The sequence below is a fragment of the Ideonella azotifigens genome, from assembly GCF_021043325.1.
Taxonomy (GTDB): domain Bacteria; phylum Pseudomonadota; class Gammaproteobacteria; order Burkholderiales; family Burkholderiaceae_C; genus Ideonella; species Ideonella azotifigens.
Map to the genome: position 1 here is coordinate 881,358 of NZ_JAJNKD010000001.1, position 13,093 is coordinate 894,450.

14 protein-coding genes are annotated in these 13,093 nt (G+C 67.8%); 4 read left to right on the forward strand and 10 right to left on the reverse strand.

Features of this window, described 5'->3' with window-relative positions:
• Positions 1 to 4 precede the first annotated feature (4 nt).
• The gene (gene proB, locus LRH25_RS04015; RefSeq protein WP_141285702.1) at positions 5 to 1,123 is read left to right on the forward strand and encodes a glutamate 5-kinase; all 1,119 of its coding nucleotides are present in this window, start codon (positions 5 to 7) and stop codon (positions 1,121 to 1,123) included.
• A 40-nt stretch (positions 1,124 to 1,163) separates the two neighbouring features.
• Here proB and LRH25_RS04020 read toward each other — a convergent pair whose 3' ends face one another.
• A complete protein-coding gene (locus tag LRH25_RS04020; RefSeq protein WP_141285700.1) occupies positions 1,164 to 1,769 on the reverse strand; it encodes an RNA pyrophosphohydrolase in 606 nt (201 codons plus the stop codon).
• Positions 1,770 to 1,885: 116 nt separating this feature from the next.
• Here LRH25_RS04020 and LRH25_RS04025 point away from each other — a divergent pair, with 116 nt between their 5' ends.
• Together LRH25_RS04025 and LRH25_RS04030 are read left to right on the forward strand one after the other, a co-directional pair.
• The gene (locus tag LRH25_RS04025) at positions 1,886 to 3,631 is read left to right on the forward strand and encodes a proline--tRNA ligase (protein ID WP_141285698.1); all 1,746 of its coding nucleotides are present in this window, start codon (positions 1,886 to 1,888) and stop codon (positions 3,629 to 3,631) included.
• On the forward strand, positions 3,628 to 4,263 hold the full coding sequence (locus LRH25_RS04030; RefSeq protein ID WP_141285696.1) for a lytic transglycosylase domain-containing protein: 636 nt from the start codon (positions 3,628 to 3,630) through the stop codon (positions 4,261 to 4,263). Before LRH25_RS04025 ends, LRH25_RS04030 begins: the two co-directional genes overlap by 4 nt.
• A 14-nt stretch (positions 4,264 to 4,277) precedes the next feature.
• Here the strand turns inward: LRH25_RS04030 and LRH25_RS04035 are convergent, their stop codons facing one another.
• The 6 genes from LRH25_RS04035 to hemA form a co-directional block, all read right to left on the reverse strand.
• Entirely contained in the window at positions 4,278 to 4,868 is a 591-nt protein-coding gene (locus tag LRH25_RS04035; RefSeq protein ID WP_231010208.1) for a UbiX family flavin prenyltransferase, read from the reverse strand.
• On the reverse strand, positions 4,865 to 5,179 hold the full coding sequence (grxD, locus tag LRH25_RS04040) for a Grx4 family monothiol glutaredoxin (protein ID WP_141285694.1): 315 nt from the start codon (positions 5,177 to 5,179) through the stop codon (positions 4,865 to 4,867). Before grxD ends, LRH25_RS04035 begins: the two co-directional genes overlap by 4 nt.
• A gap of 222 nt (positions 5,180 to 5,401) precedes the next feature.
• Positions 5,402 to 6,055 (reverse strand): hypothetical protein, encoded by a 654-nt coding sequence (locus LRH25_RS04045; RefSeq protein ID WP_141285692.1) that lies wholly within the window; start codon positions 6,053 to 6,055, stop codon positions 5,402 to 5,404.
• Between the two features lie 140 nt (positions 6,056 to 6,195).
• Positions 6,196 to 7,053: a peptide chain release factor N(5)-glutamine methyltransferase gene (gene prmC, locus LRH25_RS04050; protein WP_231010209.1), complete on the reverse strand. Its 858-nt coding sequence runs from the start codon at positions 7,051 to 7,053 to the stop codon at positions 6,196 to 6,198.
• The gene (prfA, locus tag LRH25_RS04055) at positions 7,050 to 8,150 is read right to left on the reverse strand and encodes a peptide chain release factor 1 (RefSeq protein ID WP_231010210.1); all 1,101 of its coding nucleotides are present in this window, start codon (positions 8,148 to 8,150) and stop codon (positions 7,050 to 7,052) included. The genes prmC and prfA overlap by 4 nt, the downstream gene beginning before the upstream one ends.
• A 120-nt stretch (positions 8,151 to 8,270) precedes the next feature.
• On the reverse strand, positions 8,271 to 9,578 hold the full coding sequence (hemA, locus tag LRH25_RS04060) for a glutamyl-tRNA reductase (RefSeq protein WP_141290269.1): 1,308 nt from the start codon (positions 9,576 to 9,578) through the stop codon (positions 8,271 to 8,273).
• Between the two features lie 95 nt (positions 9,579 to 9,673).
• On the opposite strand from hemA, the gene LRH25_RS04065 reads away from it, so the two are divergent.
• Complete coding sequence (locus LRH25_RS04065; protein ID WP_141290270.1) at positions 9,674 to 9,952, forward strand: hypothetical protein; 279 nt, start codon at positions 9,674 to 9,676, stop codon at positions 9,950 to 9,952.
• Positions 9,953 to 9,974: 22 nt separating this feature from the next.
• On the opposite strand, the gene miaB is transcribed toward LRH25_RS04065, so the two are convergent.
• The 3 genes from miaB to LRH25_RS04080 form a co-directional block, all read right to left on the reverse strand.
• A complete protein-coding gene (gene miaB / locus LRH25_RS04070) occupies positions 9,975 to 11,315 on the reverse strand; it encodes a tRNA (N6-isopentenyl adenosine(37)-C2)-methylthiotransferase MiaB (RefSeq protein ID WP_141290271.1) in 1,341 nt (446 codons plus the stop codon).
• Between the two features lie 109 nt (positions 11,316 to 11,424).
• Complete coding sequence (locus LRH25_RS04075; RefSeq protein ID WP_231010211.1) at positions 11,425 to 11,856, reverse strand: hypothetical protein; 432 nt, start codon at positions 11,854 to 11,856, stop codon at positions 11,425 to 11,427.
• A 168-nt stretch (positions 11,857 to 12,024) separates the two neighbouring features.
• Positions 12,025 to 12,972 (reverse strand): FadR/GntR family transcriptional regulator, encoded by a 948-nt coding sequence (locus LRH25_RS04080; RefSeq protein WP_231010212.1) that lies wholly within the window; start codon positions 12,970 to 12,972, stop codon positions 12,025 to 12,027.
• Positions 12,973 to 13,093 lie beyond the last annotated feature (121 nt).

A 13,093-nucleotide genomic window follows, 5' to 3' on the forward strand; every position in this document is an offset into this window, starting at 1 on the left:
CGCGATGAGTGCAGCACTTCTGGGCGCGCGGCGCATCGTCGTCAAGGTTGGCTCCAGCCTGGTGACCAACGAAGGCCGGGGCGTGGATGCCGAGGCGGTCGGCAACTGGTGCCGACAGATGGCCGGCCTGGCGGCGCAGGGCTGCGAAGTGGTGATGGTCTCCAGCGGCGCGATTGCCGAAGGCATGAAACGCCTGGGCTGGACGACCCGACCCAAGGAACTGCCGGAGTTGCAGGCTGCCGCTGCCGTCGGCCAGATGGGCCTGGCGCAGATGTACGAGAGCAAGCTCTCCGAGCACGGCATGGGCAGCGCCCAGGTGCTGCTCACGCATGCCGACCTGGCGGACCGCGAACGTTACCTGAATGCCCGCTCGACCCTGCTGACCCTGCTGGGCCTGAAGGTGCTGCCGGTCATCAACGAAAACGACACCGTCGTCAATGACGAGATCAAGTTCGGCGACAACGACACGCTGGGCGCGCTGGTCGCCAACCTGGTGGAAGCCGATGCGCTGATCATCCTGACCGACCAGAAGGGCCTGTACTCGGCCGACCCGCGCAAGGACCCGGACGCCCGTTTCATCGACGTGGCAGAGGCGGGCGACCCGGCGCTGGAACGCATGGCCGGCGGCGCTGGTTCCAGCATCGGCCGCGGCGGCATGATCACCAAGGTGCTGGCCGCCAAGCGCGCCGCAGGCAGCGGTGCCAGCACCGTGATCGCATGGGGCCGTGAGCCTGACGTGTTGCTGCGCCTGATGGCGGGCGAGGCCATTGGCACCGCCTTGCTGGCAGGCACGCCCAAGCTGGCCGCCCGCAAGCAGTGGATGGCCGATCACCTGCAGATGCGGGGCGCCGTGGTGATAGACGATGGCGCGGTCATCAAACTGCGCGAGGAAGGCAAGAGCCTGTTGCCCATTGGCGTGGTCGAGGTGCAGGGCGAGTTCCACCGCGGGGATGTCATTGCGGTGCGCAGCTCCGCTGGTGGAGAGGTTGCGCGTGGACTGGCCAACTACTCCAGCGCCGAGGCCCGGCTGATTGCCCGCAAGCCCTCGTCGCAGATCGCGGGCTTGCTCGGCTATGTCGCCGAGCCCGAACTGATCCATCGCGACAATCTGGTGCTGAGCTGAGCGCTTGCCGCCTGGTCGGCGTGACTGAAGGCTGGGCGACTTACTCTGGCGCGCCCGGCGGCGACATCAGCGGCAGTGCAGGCCCCATGGCCTCGTCCATGACCCCGTCCGGCGGCCTGCGGCCATCCCGATGCGGGCGCATGCCACCGCGCAGGTAGCGATTCTGGTAGGCCATGCGCGGCATGAAGCGCGCCAGTTCGGTCAGCGCCATCTGGTAGACGCCGCGCTTGAATTCGATCACCACGTCCAGCGGCACCCAATAGTCGTTCCAGCGCCAGGCGTCGAATTCCGGATGGTTGGTCGCGCGCAGGTTCATGTCGCTGTCGCGGCCCATCAGGCGCAACAGGAACCAGATCTGCTTTTGCCCCTTGTAGTGGCCGCGTGCATCCTTGCGGATGAAATGATCGGGCACGTCATAGCGCAGCCAATCGCGGGTGCGCGCCAGAATTTCCACGTGATCGGGAAGCAAACCGACTTCCTCGTGCAACTCGCGGAACATCGCCTGCTCAGGCGACTCGCCATACTTGATGCCCCCTTGCGGGAACTGCCAGGAGTGGGTGCGCAGCCGCTTGCCCCAAAACACCTGGTTGCGGGCGTTGAGCAGGATGATGCCGACGTTGGGCCTGTAGCCTTCCCGGTCGAGCATAATCGAACCCCAAATTTTGAACTGAAATCAATATAGCACCCACGGGGCTCCCCGCCCAGGCTCTCGCTAACCCGGAGCTTGCGCCGGGCGCCTCTGCAGGCTGTAACGTCGCGCCCATGAAAGCCTCCCAGTTCTTCATCTCCACCCTCAAAGAGGCTCCTGCAGACGCCGAAGTCGTGAGCCATCAGCTGATGATGCGCGCTGGCATGATCAAGCGCCTCGGCGCCGGCATCTACAACTACATGCCCATGGGCCTGCGGGTGATCCGCAAGGTCGAGGGCATCATTCGCGAAGAGATGAACCGTGCTGGCGCGGTTGAATTGCTGATGCCTGTGGTGCAGCCGGCCGAGCTGTGGCAGGAGACCGGCCGCTTCGACAAGATGGGCCCGGAACTGATGCGGGTGAAGGACCGGCATGACCGCGACTTCATCATCCAGCCGACCTCCGAAGAGGTGGTGACCGACATCGCCCGCCAGGAACTGCGCAGCTACAAGCAGTTGCCCAGGAATTTCTATCACATCCAGACGAAATTCCGCGACGAGCGCCGGCCGCGCTTTGGCGTGATGCGTGGCCGCGAGTTCACGATGAAGGACGCGTATTCCTTCGACCGTGACGAAGCCGGCGCGACCAGGAGCTACGAAGCCATGTTCGCCGCCTACAAGCGCATCTTCGACCGCTTTGGCCTCGAATACCGCGCCGTTGCGGCCGACACGGGCGCCATCGGCGGCGACCTGTCGCACGAATTCCAGGTGATTGCCGAGACCGGCGAAGATGCCATCGTCTACTGCCCGACCAGCGACTACGCCGCCAACATCGAACTGGCCGAAGGCGTGGCTTTGCTGTCCGTGCGCGCTGCCGCAGGTGCCGTCATGGCCAAGACGTCCACGCCTGGCAAGAGTACCTGTGCCGACGTGGCCGCGCTGCTGGGCTTGCCACTGGCGCAGACCGTCAAGTCACTGGTGCTGGCGACCGACGAACTGGACGAGCACGGCGACGTCAAGAAGACCACGGTCTGGCTGCTGCTGCTGCGCGGTGACCATGACATGAACGAAGTCAAGGCCGGCAAGGTCGAGGGCCTGAAAGGCGGTTTCCGCTTCGCGACCCTGGCCGAGATCGAGGAACACTTCGGCTGCAAGCCCGGTTACCTGGGGCCTGTCGGACTGAGGAAGCCGGTCAAAGTGATTGCCGACCGCACGGTGGCCAACATGGCCGACTTCGTCTGCGGTGCCAACGAACCCGACTTCCACCTCACCGGCGTCAACTGGGGCCGCGACCTGCCCGAGCCGGACGCTGTGGTCGACATCCGCAACGTCGTCGAAGGTGATCCTTCGCCGGACGGCAAGGGCGTGCTGGCAATCCAGCGCGGCATCGAGGTTGGCCACGTATTCTTCCTTGGCACCAAGTATTCCAAGGCGATGAACGCCAACTACCTGGACGAAACCGGCAAGCCGCAGCTGATGCAGATGGGCTGCTACGGCATTGGCGTGACCCGCATCCTCGGCGCGGCCATCGAGCAGAACCACGATGCCCGCGGCATCATCTGGCCGATCAGCATCGCGCCGTTCCAGGTCGTGCTCTGCCCCATCGGGTATGACCGCTCGGCCGACGTGAAGGTCGCGGCCGACGCGCTGCACGACGAACTGGCCGCCGCCGGCATCGACGTGCTGCTGGACGACCGCGGCGAGCGCCCCGGCGCGATGTTCGCCGACTGGGAGCTGATTGGTGTGCCCTTGCGCGTGGTGCTGTCAGATCGCGGGCTCAAGGAAGGCCTGCTCGAAATGCAGGGCCGGCGCGAGGCCGAGGCGCAGAAAATCGCCGTGGCCGAAGTGGGTGCCGTCGTGAAGGCGCGCCTGTCGGCATGAGCGCTGTTGGGGCAGGGCGGTCCGTCAGCCGGCGGGCCTGCCTGGCAGCCGGTGGTGCTGCGTTGCTCGCGCCCTGGGCCGCACCGGCCTGGGCTGGCAAACAAGCCGAGGAACCGCTGATCGACTCGGTGCGCAGCGCGCTGTCGTCTGCCATTGCCAACAAGGCGCCGCCCAAGCCCAGCTTTGCCAACTTCGATGACCGCCTGGTCTACCTGCGCTGGCTGGGCACCAACAGCGACCGGCTGAAGAAGCGCAAGTCCGAGGACCAGACGCGCATCGAGTTCCTCGAAACCATCTGGTACGAGGCCAAGCGGGCTGGGCTGGAGCCTTCTCTGGTGCTGGGTCTGGTGCAGGTGGAAAGCGGCTTTCGCAAGTACGCCATCAGCGTGGCCGGCGCGCGCGGCTACATGCAGGTCATGCCTTTCTGGTCCCGGCTGATCGGCGACGGTGACGCTTCGCGCCTGTTCCACATGCAGACCAACCTGCGCTTTGGCTGCGTCATCCTGCGCCACTACCTGGACCGCGAGCAGGGCGACCTGTTCCTCGCGCTGGGCCGCTACAACGGCAGCCGTGGCCAGCCCGAGTATCCGAACATGGTGTTCGGCGCCCGCAAGCAGTGGGTCGTCACCTGAGCTCCGGCCCAGGTTCAGAGGCCGTTCCAGTTCCTGGGCGTGGCATTGCCAACGCCGAGCAGCGCGATCACCCGCTCCACCGTGTCGTCCACCATTTCCGCGATCGACTGTGGCCGGTGGTAGAACGCCGGCAGCGGTGGGAACACGATGGCGCCCATTTCGGTCACTGCCGTCATGTTGCGCAAGTGGGCCAGGTTGAACGGCGTTTCGCGCACCATCAGCAGCAGCCGGCGGCGTTCCTTCAGCGTCACGTCGGCCGCGCGGGTCAGCAGGTTGTCGCCAAAACCGTGGGCCACGGAAGCCAGCGTCCTCATCGAGCAGGGCGCAATCACCATCGCGTCCACCGGGTGGCTGCCGCTGGCAATGCAGGCACCGATGTCGCCCAGCGGATGCGCCTCGTCCGCCAGGGCTTCCAGGGCGTTTCGGTCCAGGTCCAGCTCGTGGTGCGCGTTCAGCACACCGGCCGAGGTCACGACCAGGTGCGTGCGTGCACCCAGCGTGCGCAATCGCTGCAGCAGCCGCACGCCGTAGATCGCGCCCGAAGCGCCGGTGATGCCCACGACGATGCGCGGGACCACCGTGGCGGCCGGCTCGGCCAGCGTCACGCGGCTTCGATCATCGGCTGCAGTTCGCCGGACTGGTACATCTCCATCATGATGTCCGAGCCGCCGACGAATTCGCCGTTCACGTACAGCTGCGGAATCGTTGGCCAGTTGGCGTAATCCTTGATGCCCTGGCGGATCGCGTCGTCCTCCAGCACGTTGACCGTCGTCAGGTCACCCGCGCCGCAGGCTTTCAGGATCTGGATGGCGCGGCCGGAGAAGCCGCACATCGGGAACTGGGCCGTGCCCTTCATGAACAAGACCACCTTGTGGTTCTTGACGAGTTGGTCGATGCGTTGCTGAACGTCGCTCATGGCTGTGCTTTCGGGAAATATCGGGGGCGAATGTCGGGGCGGGAATAGGGTCGATGCCACCATCCAGCTTTATACGACAAGCCGGCAGGCAGGCGCAGCACAGGCTGGCGATGGCCTGACGTGGCGCCCTGGTAAAAGGCAACCATCCACGCCGGTGCCTGCGTGGTGTGATCGCGCGTGCGGGCCGGGGTTCCGGCCCGTGGCCGAATGGCAGCAGAAAGTTCAGAACGAGTAGGACAGCTGAACCTGCAGCACCGGCGCCAGCTGGTAGGGCCTGCTGGGGTCGTCCAGCCCGCTGTTGGGGTTGCCGGACAGCAAGCGGCGCGAGCCACCTGCATTGCGGGTGGCCAGCAAGCCCAGGTCGGCGCTCAGGCCGAGGCCGGAGCGGGCCCACCAGGCCGTGTAGCCCATGCCCAGGTAGGGCGTGGCGGTGGTGTCCAACGCGCTTTCGCTGGCTTGGCTGCTGCCGCCGAATGTGGCGCGGCTCATCAGCAGGCTGCCTGAACCGTAGGCGCCGGGCGCTCCCAAGGCCACCGAAGGCGAGCCGAACAGCAAGGCACCAGTGGCCCGCAGGCCGCCGCCGTCACCAATGCGGCCAATGTCGAAATAACGGTCGCCCGCCAGGCTGGCGCCCAGCGACAGGCGGCTGTCGAGCATGTTGGGTGCCGGGCCCAGCGGCTGGGCGCCAATGGACAGCCGGGTTTGCCACTGCGGCCAGGCAGCGCTGTCGCCGTTCAGGCGCAATCCGTCGCCCACGGTCGCGGCCGACGCCGCCGACGCCGCCGATGCGGCCAGCGTGGCTGCGCCCATCACGCCGGCCAGCAAGGCATGGCGAAATGTCTGGCGCGCGGAAAAGCGGCTGTCGACGGTGTGCATACGGCCCCCGGTGGTGTTGTCGCGCCTCGCCCGGTGGCTTCCGGATCTGCGCGTCCCAATGCAAAAGATGCTACTCCTTTGCCTATATTCAATGCCCGAAAAAAGGCGGGTTTTGCCGCTGTTGTGCGGACTGCACCACGCTATGGCGTGCCAGCTGGCTGACCGGTGGCTGGCCGCCGACCGCCGGTGCAGCGGCCGTGGCCGGCCAGGTCGTGCCGCGTCTGGATCTGGGCAAAACCGGCGCCTTGCAGCAGCGCCTGTACCGCCTCGGCCTGGTCCCAGCCGTGCTCGATCAGCAGCCACGCGCCGGGGCGAAGCTGCGGCGGCGCGTCAGCCACCAGCGAGCGGATCGCCGCCAGCCCGTCGCCTTCTGGCGTCAGCGCGCTGCGTGGCTCGTGTTGCAAGGCAGCGAGGTGCGGGTCGTCGCCGGCAATGTAGGGGGGGTTGCTCAGCGCCAGGTCGAAGGTGCTGCCGGCGACGGCCTGCCACCAGTTGCTGTGCAGCAGGCGAACGGCCAGGCCCAGCCGCTGGGCATTGGCGCTCGCCACCGCCAGCGCCGCCTCGCTGGCGTCCAGCGCGGTCAGCGCCGCCGCCGGCCAGCGGTGCTTGACCGCCAGCGCAATCGCGCCGCTGCCGGTGCCCAGGTCGACGACCTGTGGCACCGGGCGGTCTGCCAGCTCGCCGGCAAGCAGTTCGAGCGCCCAGTCGACCAGGGTTTCAGTGTCCGGCCGCGGCACCAGCACCGCGGGGCTCACCTGCAGCGTCAGGCCATGGAACTCCCGCTCGCCCAGCAGGTAGGCGGTCGGCTCGCCGGCGGCGCTGCGCTGCCACAAGGCCTGGAAGCCGGCCAGCGCGTCGGGCGGCAGCTCGTCCTGATCATGGGCCACCAGCCAGCCGCGGTCTTTCTGCAGCACGTGGCCCAGCAGCAGTTGCGCGTCCAGCCGGTCCACGCCGGCAGCGCGGGCCGTGGCCAGGGCTTGCGTGACGGTGGTGCTCACGCGCCGGTCTCCAGCGCCGCCATCTGCTGCTGCGCCCGCGCCACCTGCAGCGCCTGGGTCACGTCGCCCAACTCGCCCTCCATCACCGCGCCCAGCTTGTACAGCGTCAGGTTGATGCGATGGTCCGTCAACCGGCCCTGCGGGAAGTTGTAGGTGCGGATGCGGTCGGAGCGGTCGCCGGAGCCGACCAGCGCCTTGCGCGTGGCGGCTTCCTTGGCGTCGCGCTCGCTGCGCTCCTTGTCCTGCAGCCGGGCCTGCAGCACGGCCAGCGCCTTGGCCTTGTTGCGGTGCTGCGAGCGGTCGTCCTGGCATTCGGCAACCAGCCCGGTGGGAATGTGCGTCACGCGGATCGCGCTGTCGGTCTTGTTGATGTGCTGGCCACCGGCGCCGCTGGCACGAAAGGTGTCGATGCGCAGGTCGGCCGGGTTCAGCGTCACCTCGGCCGCTTCGTCCGGCTCTGGCATCACGGCCACGGTGCAGGCGCTGGTGTGGATGCGGCCCTGGGTTTCGGTCGCCGGCACGCGCTGCACCCGGTGGCCGCCGGACTCGAACTTCATGCGCGCATAGACCTGCGGGCCTTCGAGCCGGATCACCACTTCTTTGTAGCCGCCCAGGTCCGAGCGGCTTTCGCTCATCAGCTCGCTGCGCCAGCCCTGCGCCTCGGCGTATCGCAGGTACATGCGCGCCAGGTCGGCCGCGAACAGGGCCGACTCTTCGCCGCCGGTGCCGGCGCGGATTTCGACAAACGCGTTGCGGTCGTCGTCCGGGTCCTTGGGCAGCAGGGCGGTTTGAAGCTCGGCCAGCAGTGCGGCCTGGTCGGCTGCGGCTGTGGCGGCCTCTTCGCGCGCCATCGCGGCCATCTCGCTGTCGCCCGCCTTGTCAGCCTCGGCCAGCAGCTCCTGCGCGCCGGCCTGGTCGGCCTCGCGCTGCTCGAAACGGCGGAACAGGCCGACGACGCTCGCCGCGTCCGACTGCTCGCGCGACAGCGTGCGGTAGCGCTTCATGTCCGCGGTGACCTGCGGGTCGGCGAGCAGCGCGTCGAGTTCGCTCAGGCGCATCGCGAGGCGTTGCAATTGCTGGCGCAGCGAGGGGTTCATGTGGGGAGGCGGCGCGGGGCCGGCAGCAGGGCGACGGCGAGGCGCCGTGCGGAGAAGCGGGGGGCTGGCGGTGATGCCAGCAGGCAGGCCGAAGGTTCGGCCGTCACGCGGCGAGCGCCGCTAGCGCCCGTTGTCGTCGCCGTCCGAAGGGCCGCGCGCCGCCTGTCTCAGGAACAGGCGCGAGACCATCTCGGCCGTCTGGTGGCGCTGTTCGCCTTCGCTGCCATGCAGCTCGGCCAGCGCGCCATGCAGCATCTTCTGGGTCAGGCCGCGGCTCAGCGCTTCCAGCACCGTGTCCACATCGGTGCCACGGGCCAGCAGCTTGCGGGCACGGCCAATTTCCGCCGCGCGCCAGTCGTCGGCCTGGCGGTTCAGCGCCTGGATCAGTGGCACGCTGGCGCGCTGGTCCAGCCAATGGGCAAAGCTCTGCACGCCGGCATCGATGATGGCCTCGGCCTGCTCGACGGCAGCCAGCCGCTTCTGGCTGGCGGTCTGCACCGCGGCGGTCAGGTCGTCCACGGTGTAGAGATACACGTCTGACAGCCGCGCCACTTCGGGTTCGATGTCGCGCGGCACGGCCAGGTCCACCATGAACATCGGCCGGCGGCGGCGCGCCTTCAGTGCCCGCTCCACCGCGCCCAGCCCGATGATGGGCAGCGAGCTGGCGGTGCAGGAGATCACCGCGTCGAATTCATGCAGCCGCGCCGGCAGGTCGGCCAGGCGCATGGCCTGCGCGCCGAAGCGGGTGGCCAGTTTCTCGCCGCGCTCCAGCGTGCGGTTGGCCACCGCCATCATCTGCGGCTCCTTGGCCGAGAAATGGGTGGCCACCAGCTCGATCATTTCGCCAGCGCCGACAAACAGCACCTTGATCTTCTGCAGGTCCTCGAACAGCTGCGAGGCCAGGCGCACCGTGGCTGCGGCCATGCTGATCGAATGCGTGCCAATTTCGGTGGAAGTGCGCACTTCCTTGGCGACCGAAAACGAGCGCTGGAACAGCTGGTGCAGCGTGGTGCCCAGCGTGCCGGCTTCGTCGGCGCCGCGCACCGCCTGCTTCATCTGGCCGAGGATCTGCGGCTCGCCCAGCACCATCGAGTCCAGCCCGGAGGCCACGCGGAAGGCATGCCGGGCCGCTTCTCGGTTTTCCAGCACATAGGTGTGCTGCTGCAAATGCTGCTCGGCCACGCCACCTTGGCGGGCCAGCCAGTCCAGCGCCGGGCGTACCAGTTCGCGGGCGCGCTCGGGCCCGCTGGCCACATAGATTTCAGTGCGGTTGCAGGTCGACAGGATCGCCGTTTCCGGCGCGGAGCGCTGCAACTGGTCGCGCAGCGCCTGCAGCGCGGGTGTCAGCTGCTCGGGCGCGAACGCAAATCGGCCCCGCAAATCCAGCGGGGCCGTGTGATGGTTCAAGCCGAGCGCAAATACACTCATGACCGAATTATAAAATCCTTACCTTGCCCTCAGCATACGGTCGGTTGCTGACGCTGTGGCGCAATTGACGGGAATCAAAGCAGGACGTCGTCACCATGGGCCCTCTGGATGCCATCTGGCACTTGCTGAATTTCTTCGGTCCCGCGCTGGGCGTGGGGCTGATCGCCACCGGGCTGGCCAAGCTGATGTGGCACCGGCCGCTCAGGCGGGTGCCGTTTGCCCGGCTGGCGCTCTGGACCATGGGCGCAGGCGCCCTGGTGCTGCTGTTTGGCCTGGTGCTGTTCGGTCGGGATGGCCGCATGGCGACCTATGCGATGCTGGTCGCCGCCACCGCGCTGGCACTGTGGTGGCGCGGCTGGGTCCGCCCCCATTGAACCACTCCCCAGCGACAGCCGCTCAGGCCGTCACGCTGTCCTGCGTCACCACCTCGGCGCGCAGCGAGTGCGGCATCGCCTGCGTGATGCGCACGTCGATCAGCTGGCCGATCAAGCGTGGCGTGCCGGGGAAGTTGACGATGCGGTTGCACTCGGTGCGGCCCATCAGTTCGGCCGCGCTCTTGCGCGAGCGGCCTTCGACGAGGATGCGCTGTACGGTGTCCTGCATTGCCAAACTGTAGCGGCGCACGTTGTCTTCCAGCCTGGCCTGCAGCGCCTGCAGCCGGGCCAGCTTCACTTCGTGCGGGGTGTCGTCGTGCAGCGCCGCAGCCGGGGTGCCGGGGCGGGCGCTGAAGATGAAGCTGAATGAAGCGTCGAAACCGATGTCGTCAATCAGCTTCATCGACTTGGCATGGTCTTCCTCGGTTTCGCCGGGGAAGCCGACGATGAAGTCGGTCGACAGCTGGATGTCCGGCCGCACCAGGCGCAGCCGGCGGATCACGCTCTTGTATTCCAGCGAGGTGTAGCCGCGCTTCATCGCAGAGAGGATGCGGTCCGAGCCATGCTGCACCGGCAGGTGCAGGTGGTTCACCAACTGCGGCACCTTGGCGTAGACGTCGATCAGCCGCTGGCTGAACTCGTTCGGGTGGCTGGTGGTGTAGCGGATGCGCGCTATGCCGGGGATCTCGCCCACGTATTCCAGCAGCAGCGCGAAGTCGGCGATCTCGCTGGTGCCGCCCATGGTGCCGCGGTAACCGTTGACGTTCTGGCCCAGCAGCGTCACTTCCTTGACGCCCTGGTCCGCCAGCCCGGCGATCTCGGTCAGCACGTCCTCGAACGGCCGCGAGACTTCCTCGCCGCGGGTGTAGGGCACCACGCAGTAGGTGCAGTACTTCGAGCAGCCTTCCATGATGGAGACAAAGGCGGTCGCGCCGTCGACCCGTGCCGGCGGCAGGTGGTCGAACTTCTCGATCTCGGGGAAGCTGATGTCGACCTGCGAGCGCTTCTGCGCCTTTTGCTGGGCAATCATCTGCGGCAGCCGGTGCAGCGTCTGCGGGCCGAACACCAGGTCCACATACGGCGCGCGGTCAATGATGGCCGCGCCTTCCTGGCTGGCCACGCAGCCGCCCACGCCGATCAGCACGCCTTTCTCCTTCAGGTGCTTCACGCGGCCCAGGTCGGAGAACACCTTTTCGGCCGCCTTCTCGCGGATCGAGCAGGTGTTGAACAGCACCAGATCGGCCTCTTCGACGTCCTGCGTCGGCTCGTAACCGTCGGCGGCGCGCAGCACGTCGGCCATCTTGTCCGAGTCGTACTCGTTCATCTGGCAGCCGAAGGTTCTGATGAAAACCTTCTTCGTCATGACAACCCCTCGTCCGCAGGGTACTGCGACCGGTCCCCCGAGGGGACGCGGGCCGGCTTGGGAGCGGCCCGGCGCTCGGCCCGCACGACATTGGCGGTAGTGACAGCGTTCATGGTTTCGTCCAGGTCTGCGCAGCAGCGTCGAAACTCCAGCTCTGCGCCTGCCCCAGCGTGCGCGGCCACGGGCTTACCTTGGCTTCGTCGTCGCGCAGCACCCAGATTTCCAGCGGCTGGCCCATCGCGTCCAGCGTGAAGTTGACGACCAGCTTCTGGCCCACGAGGGCACCGGACATCTGCAGCAGGTTGTCCGCGCCGTGGATGCGGGCGCCGGGAGCCAGCCGCGTGGCCTGGCCGTTCAGCGTGGCTTCCGGCGGGGCGGTGACCACCAGCACGCCGCGCAGGGCCGTGGCGGGGAAATTGCGGGCTTGCCAGGCGGCTGCCGGCGCACTGAGCGTGGCCAGGGCGGAAAAGGCGAGCAGGGCCGGCGCGGCGGCCAGCAGGGCGCGCGCCAGCAAGCGGCGCGTCGTCACACAGCGGTGCATGGTGTGTATCCAGGGGCTGTGAAAGGAAGCGGCCCGAGCGCTGCAAGCCTCGGGCCGTGCGGTGCCGCGCGCAGCGCGCCACCCACGGGGGCTTCGCTGCAGCCGGCGAGTCGCCGATTGTAGCGAGCCGGGTGCCGCCCGGTCTGCCCCGGGGGCATTGCAGATGCCTCAGGCCGCTGCGAGCGTGCCCTTGGGCAGGCCGCTGCTCAGCGAGGCGCTGTGCTGGCGGGCCAGTTGCCGGGCGGTGGCCACGTCGCGCTTCTGCACTGCCGCTGCCAGTTGCTGCTGGTATTCGGCATGCGCCCGGGCCCGGGCCGGCGTGACGCGGAACAGGCCGTGCTCCGGGTCGCGCACCAGGCCGTGCAGCAGGTTCAGCATCAGCGCCAGCGCGGGGTTGCCGCTCAGTTGGCCGACCAGCGCGTCGAAGGCCAGCACCGCTTGCACGCGGTGGCCCTCGTCGGGTGAAGCCTCGAAGCCTGCATGTTGCTTCACATGCTCAGCCAGGCGTCGGCGCACCGAAGCGTCGGACGTGCCAGCCAGCGCGCCGGCGGCTTCTTCGATCACCGGCGCGGTGGCATTGGCAATCTGCTGCAGCGTGGCACCTTGCGAGCTCAGGAAGATTGCCGCCATGCGGGACACGGCCTGCACCGATGGTGGCTGGGCGAAAAAGCCGCCCCCAATGCCGCGCTTGATCTTCAGCAGCGCCTCGTGCTCCAGCAGGCGTGCGGCCTGCCGAAAGGTCGGCCGGCTGACGCCCAAGGTGGCGATCAACTGCTCTTCCGAGCCAAGGAACGCATCGTCCGGACCGGTGACGGCCAGGATGCGCTGGCGCAGTGCGTCGACCGCCCGCTTGACCAGCGACGTGCTGGCCCGGCCTTCGGCCTGGGTCGTCGGCAAGCCAGTGGTGCGTGGCTTGGCGGCGGGCTTTGCCGCCGCTTTCACCAGCGCCTTGGGCACAGGCTTGGCGACTCGCTTCGGCGCAGGCCGGGCCGCGGCCTTGGGACTGGGCTTGGGGGCAGCTGCGGCGGCTTGCTTCGCTGCGGCAGGCTTGGATTTCTTTTCGGCCACTGACTTTTTGGCAGTGGTGGCGCGAGCGCCGGGCTTGGGTACAGCCATTCAGGTGCCTTTGTGGGGTGGTAAAGACGGCGCGGCGATTATGTCCCAGCAAGAGCAGGCTTTCGGCCCGGGTTGACCACCATGTGGCGTGGCTTCCCCCAACTTGAACCACCCGTGAAAC

Excerpts from the sequence above, each read along its gene's own strand:
- LRH25_RS04025 (WP_141285698.1), top strand. The coding sequence starts at position 1,886 with ATGAAAGCCTCCCAGTTCTTCATCTCCACCCTCAAAGAGGCTCCTGCA.
- LRH25_RS04065 (WP_141290270.1), top strand. The coding sequence starts at position 9,674 with ATGGGCCCTCTGGATGCCATCTGGCACTTGCTGAATTTCTTCGGTCCC.
- LRH25_RS04080 (WP_231010212.1), bottom strand. The coding sequence starts at position 12,972 with ATGGCTGTACCCAAGCCCGGCGCTCGCGCCACCACTGCCAAAAAGTCA.
- LRH25_RS04045 (WP_141285692.1), bottom strand. The coding sequence starts at position 6,055 with ATGCACACCGTCGACAGCCGCTTTTCCGCGCGCCAGACATTTCGCCAT.
- miaB (WP_141290271.1), bottom strand. The coding sequence starts at position 11,315 with ATGACGAAGAAGGTTTTCATCAGAACCTTCGGCTGCCAGATGAACGAG.
- LRH25_RS04020 (WP_141285700.1), bottom strand. The coding sequence starts at position 1,769 with ATGCTCGACCGGGAAGGCTACAGGCCCAACGTCGGCATCATCCTGCTC.
- grxD (WP_141285694.1), bottom strand. The coding sequence starts at position 5,179 with ATGAGCGACGTTCAGCAACGCATCGACCAACTCGTCAAGAACCACAAG.
- proB (WP_141285702.1), top strand. The coding sequence starts at position 5 with ATGAGTGCAGCACTTCTGGGCGCGCGGCGCATCGTCGTCAAGGTTGGC.
- LRH25_RS04030 (WP_141285696.1), top strand. The coding sequence starts at position 3,628 with ATGAGCGCTGTTGGGGCAGGGCGGTCCGTCAGCCGGCGGGCCTGCCTG.
- prfA (WP_231010210.1), bottom strand. The coding sequence starts at position 8,150 with ATGAACCCCTCGCTGCGCCAGCAATTGCAACGCCTCGCGATGCGCCTG.
- hemA (WP_141290269.1), bottom strand. The coding sequence starts at position 9,578 with ATGAGTGTATTTGCGCTCGGCTTGAACCATCACACGGCCCCGCTGGAT.
- LRH25_RS04075 (WP_231010211.1), bottom strand. The coding sequence starts at position 11,856 with ATGCACCGCTGTGTGACGACGCGCCGCTTGCTGGCGCGCGCCCTGCTG.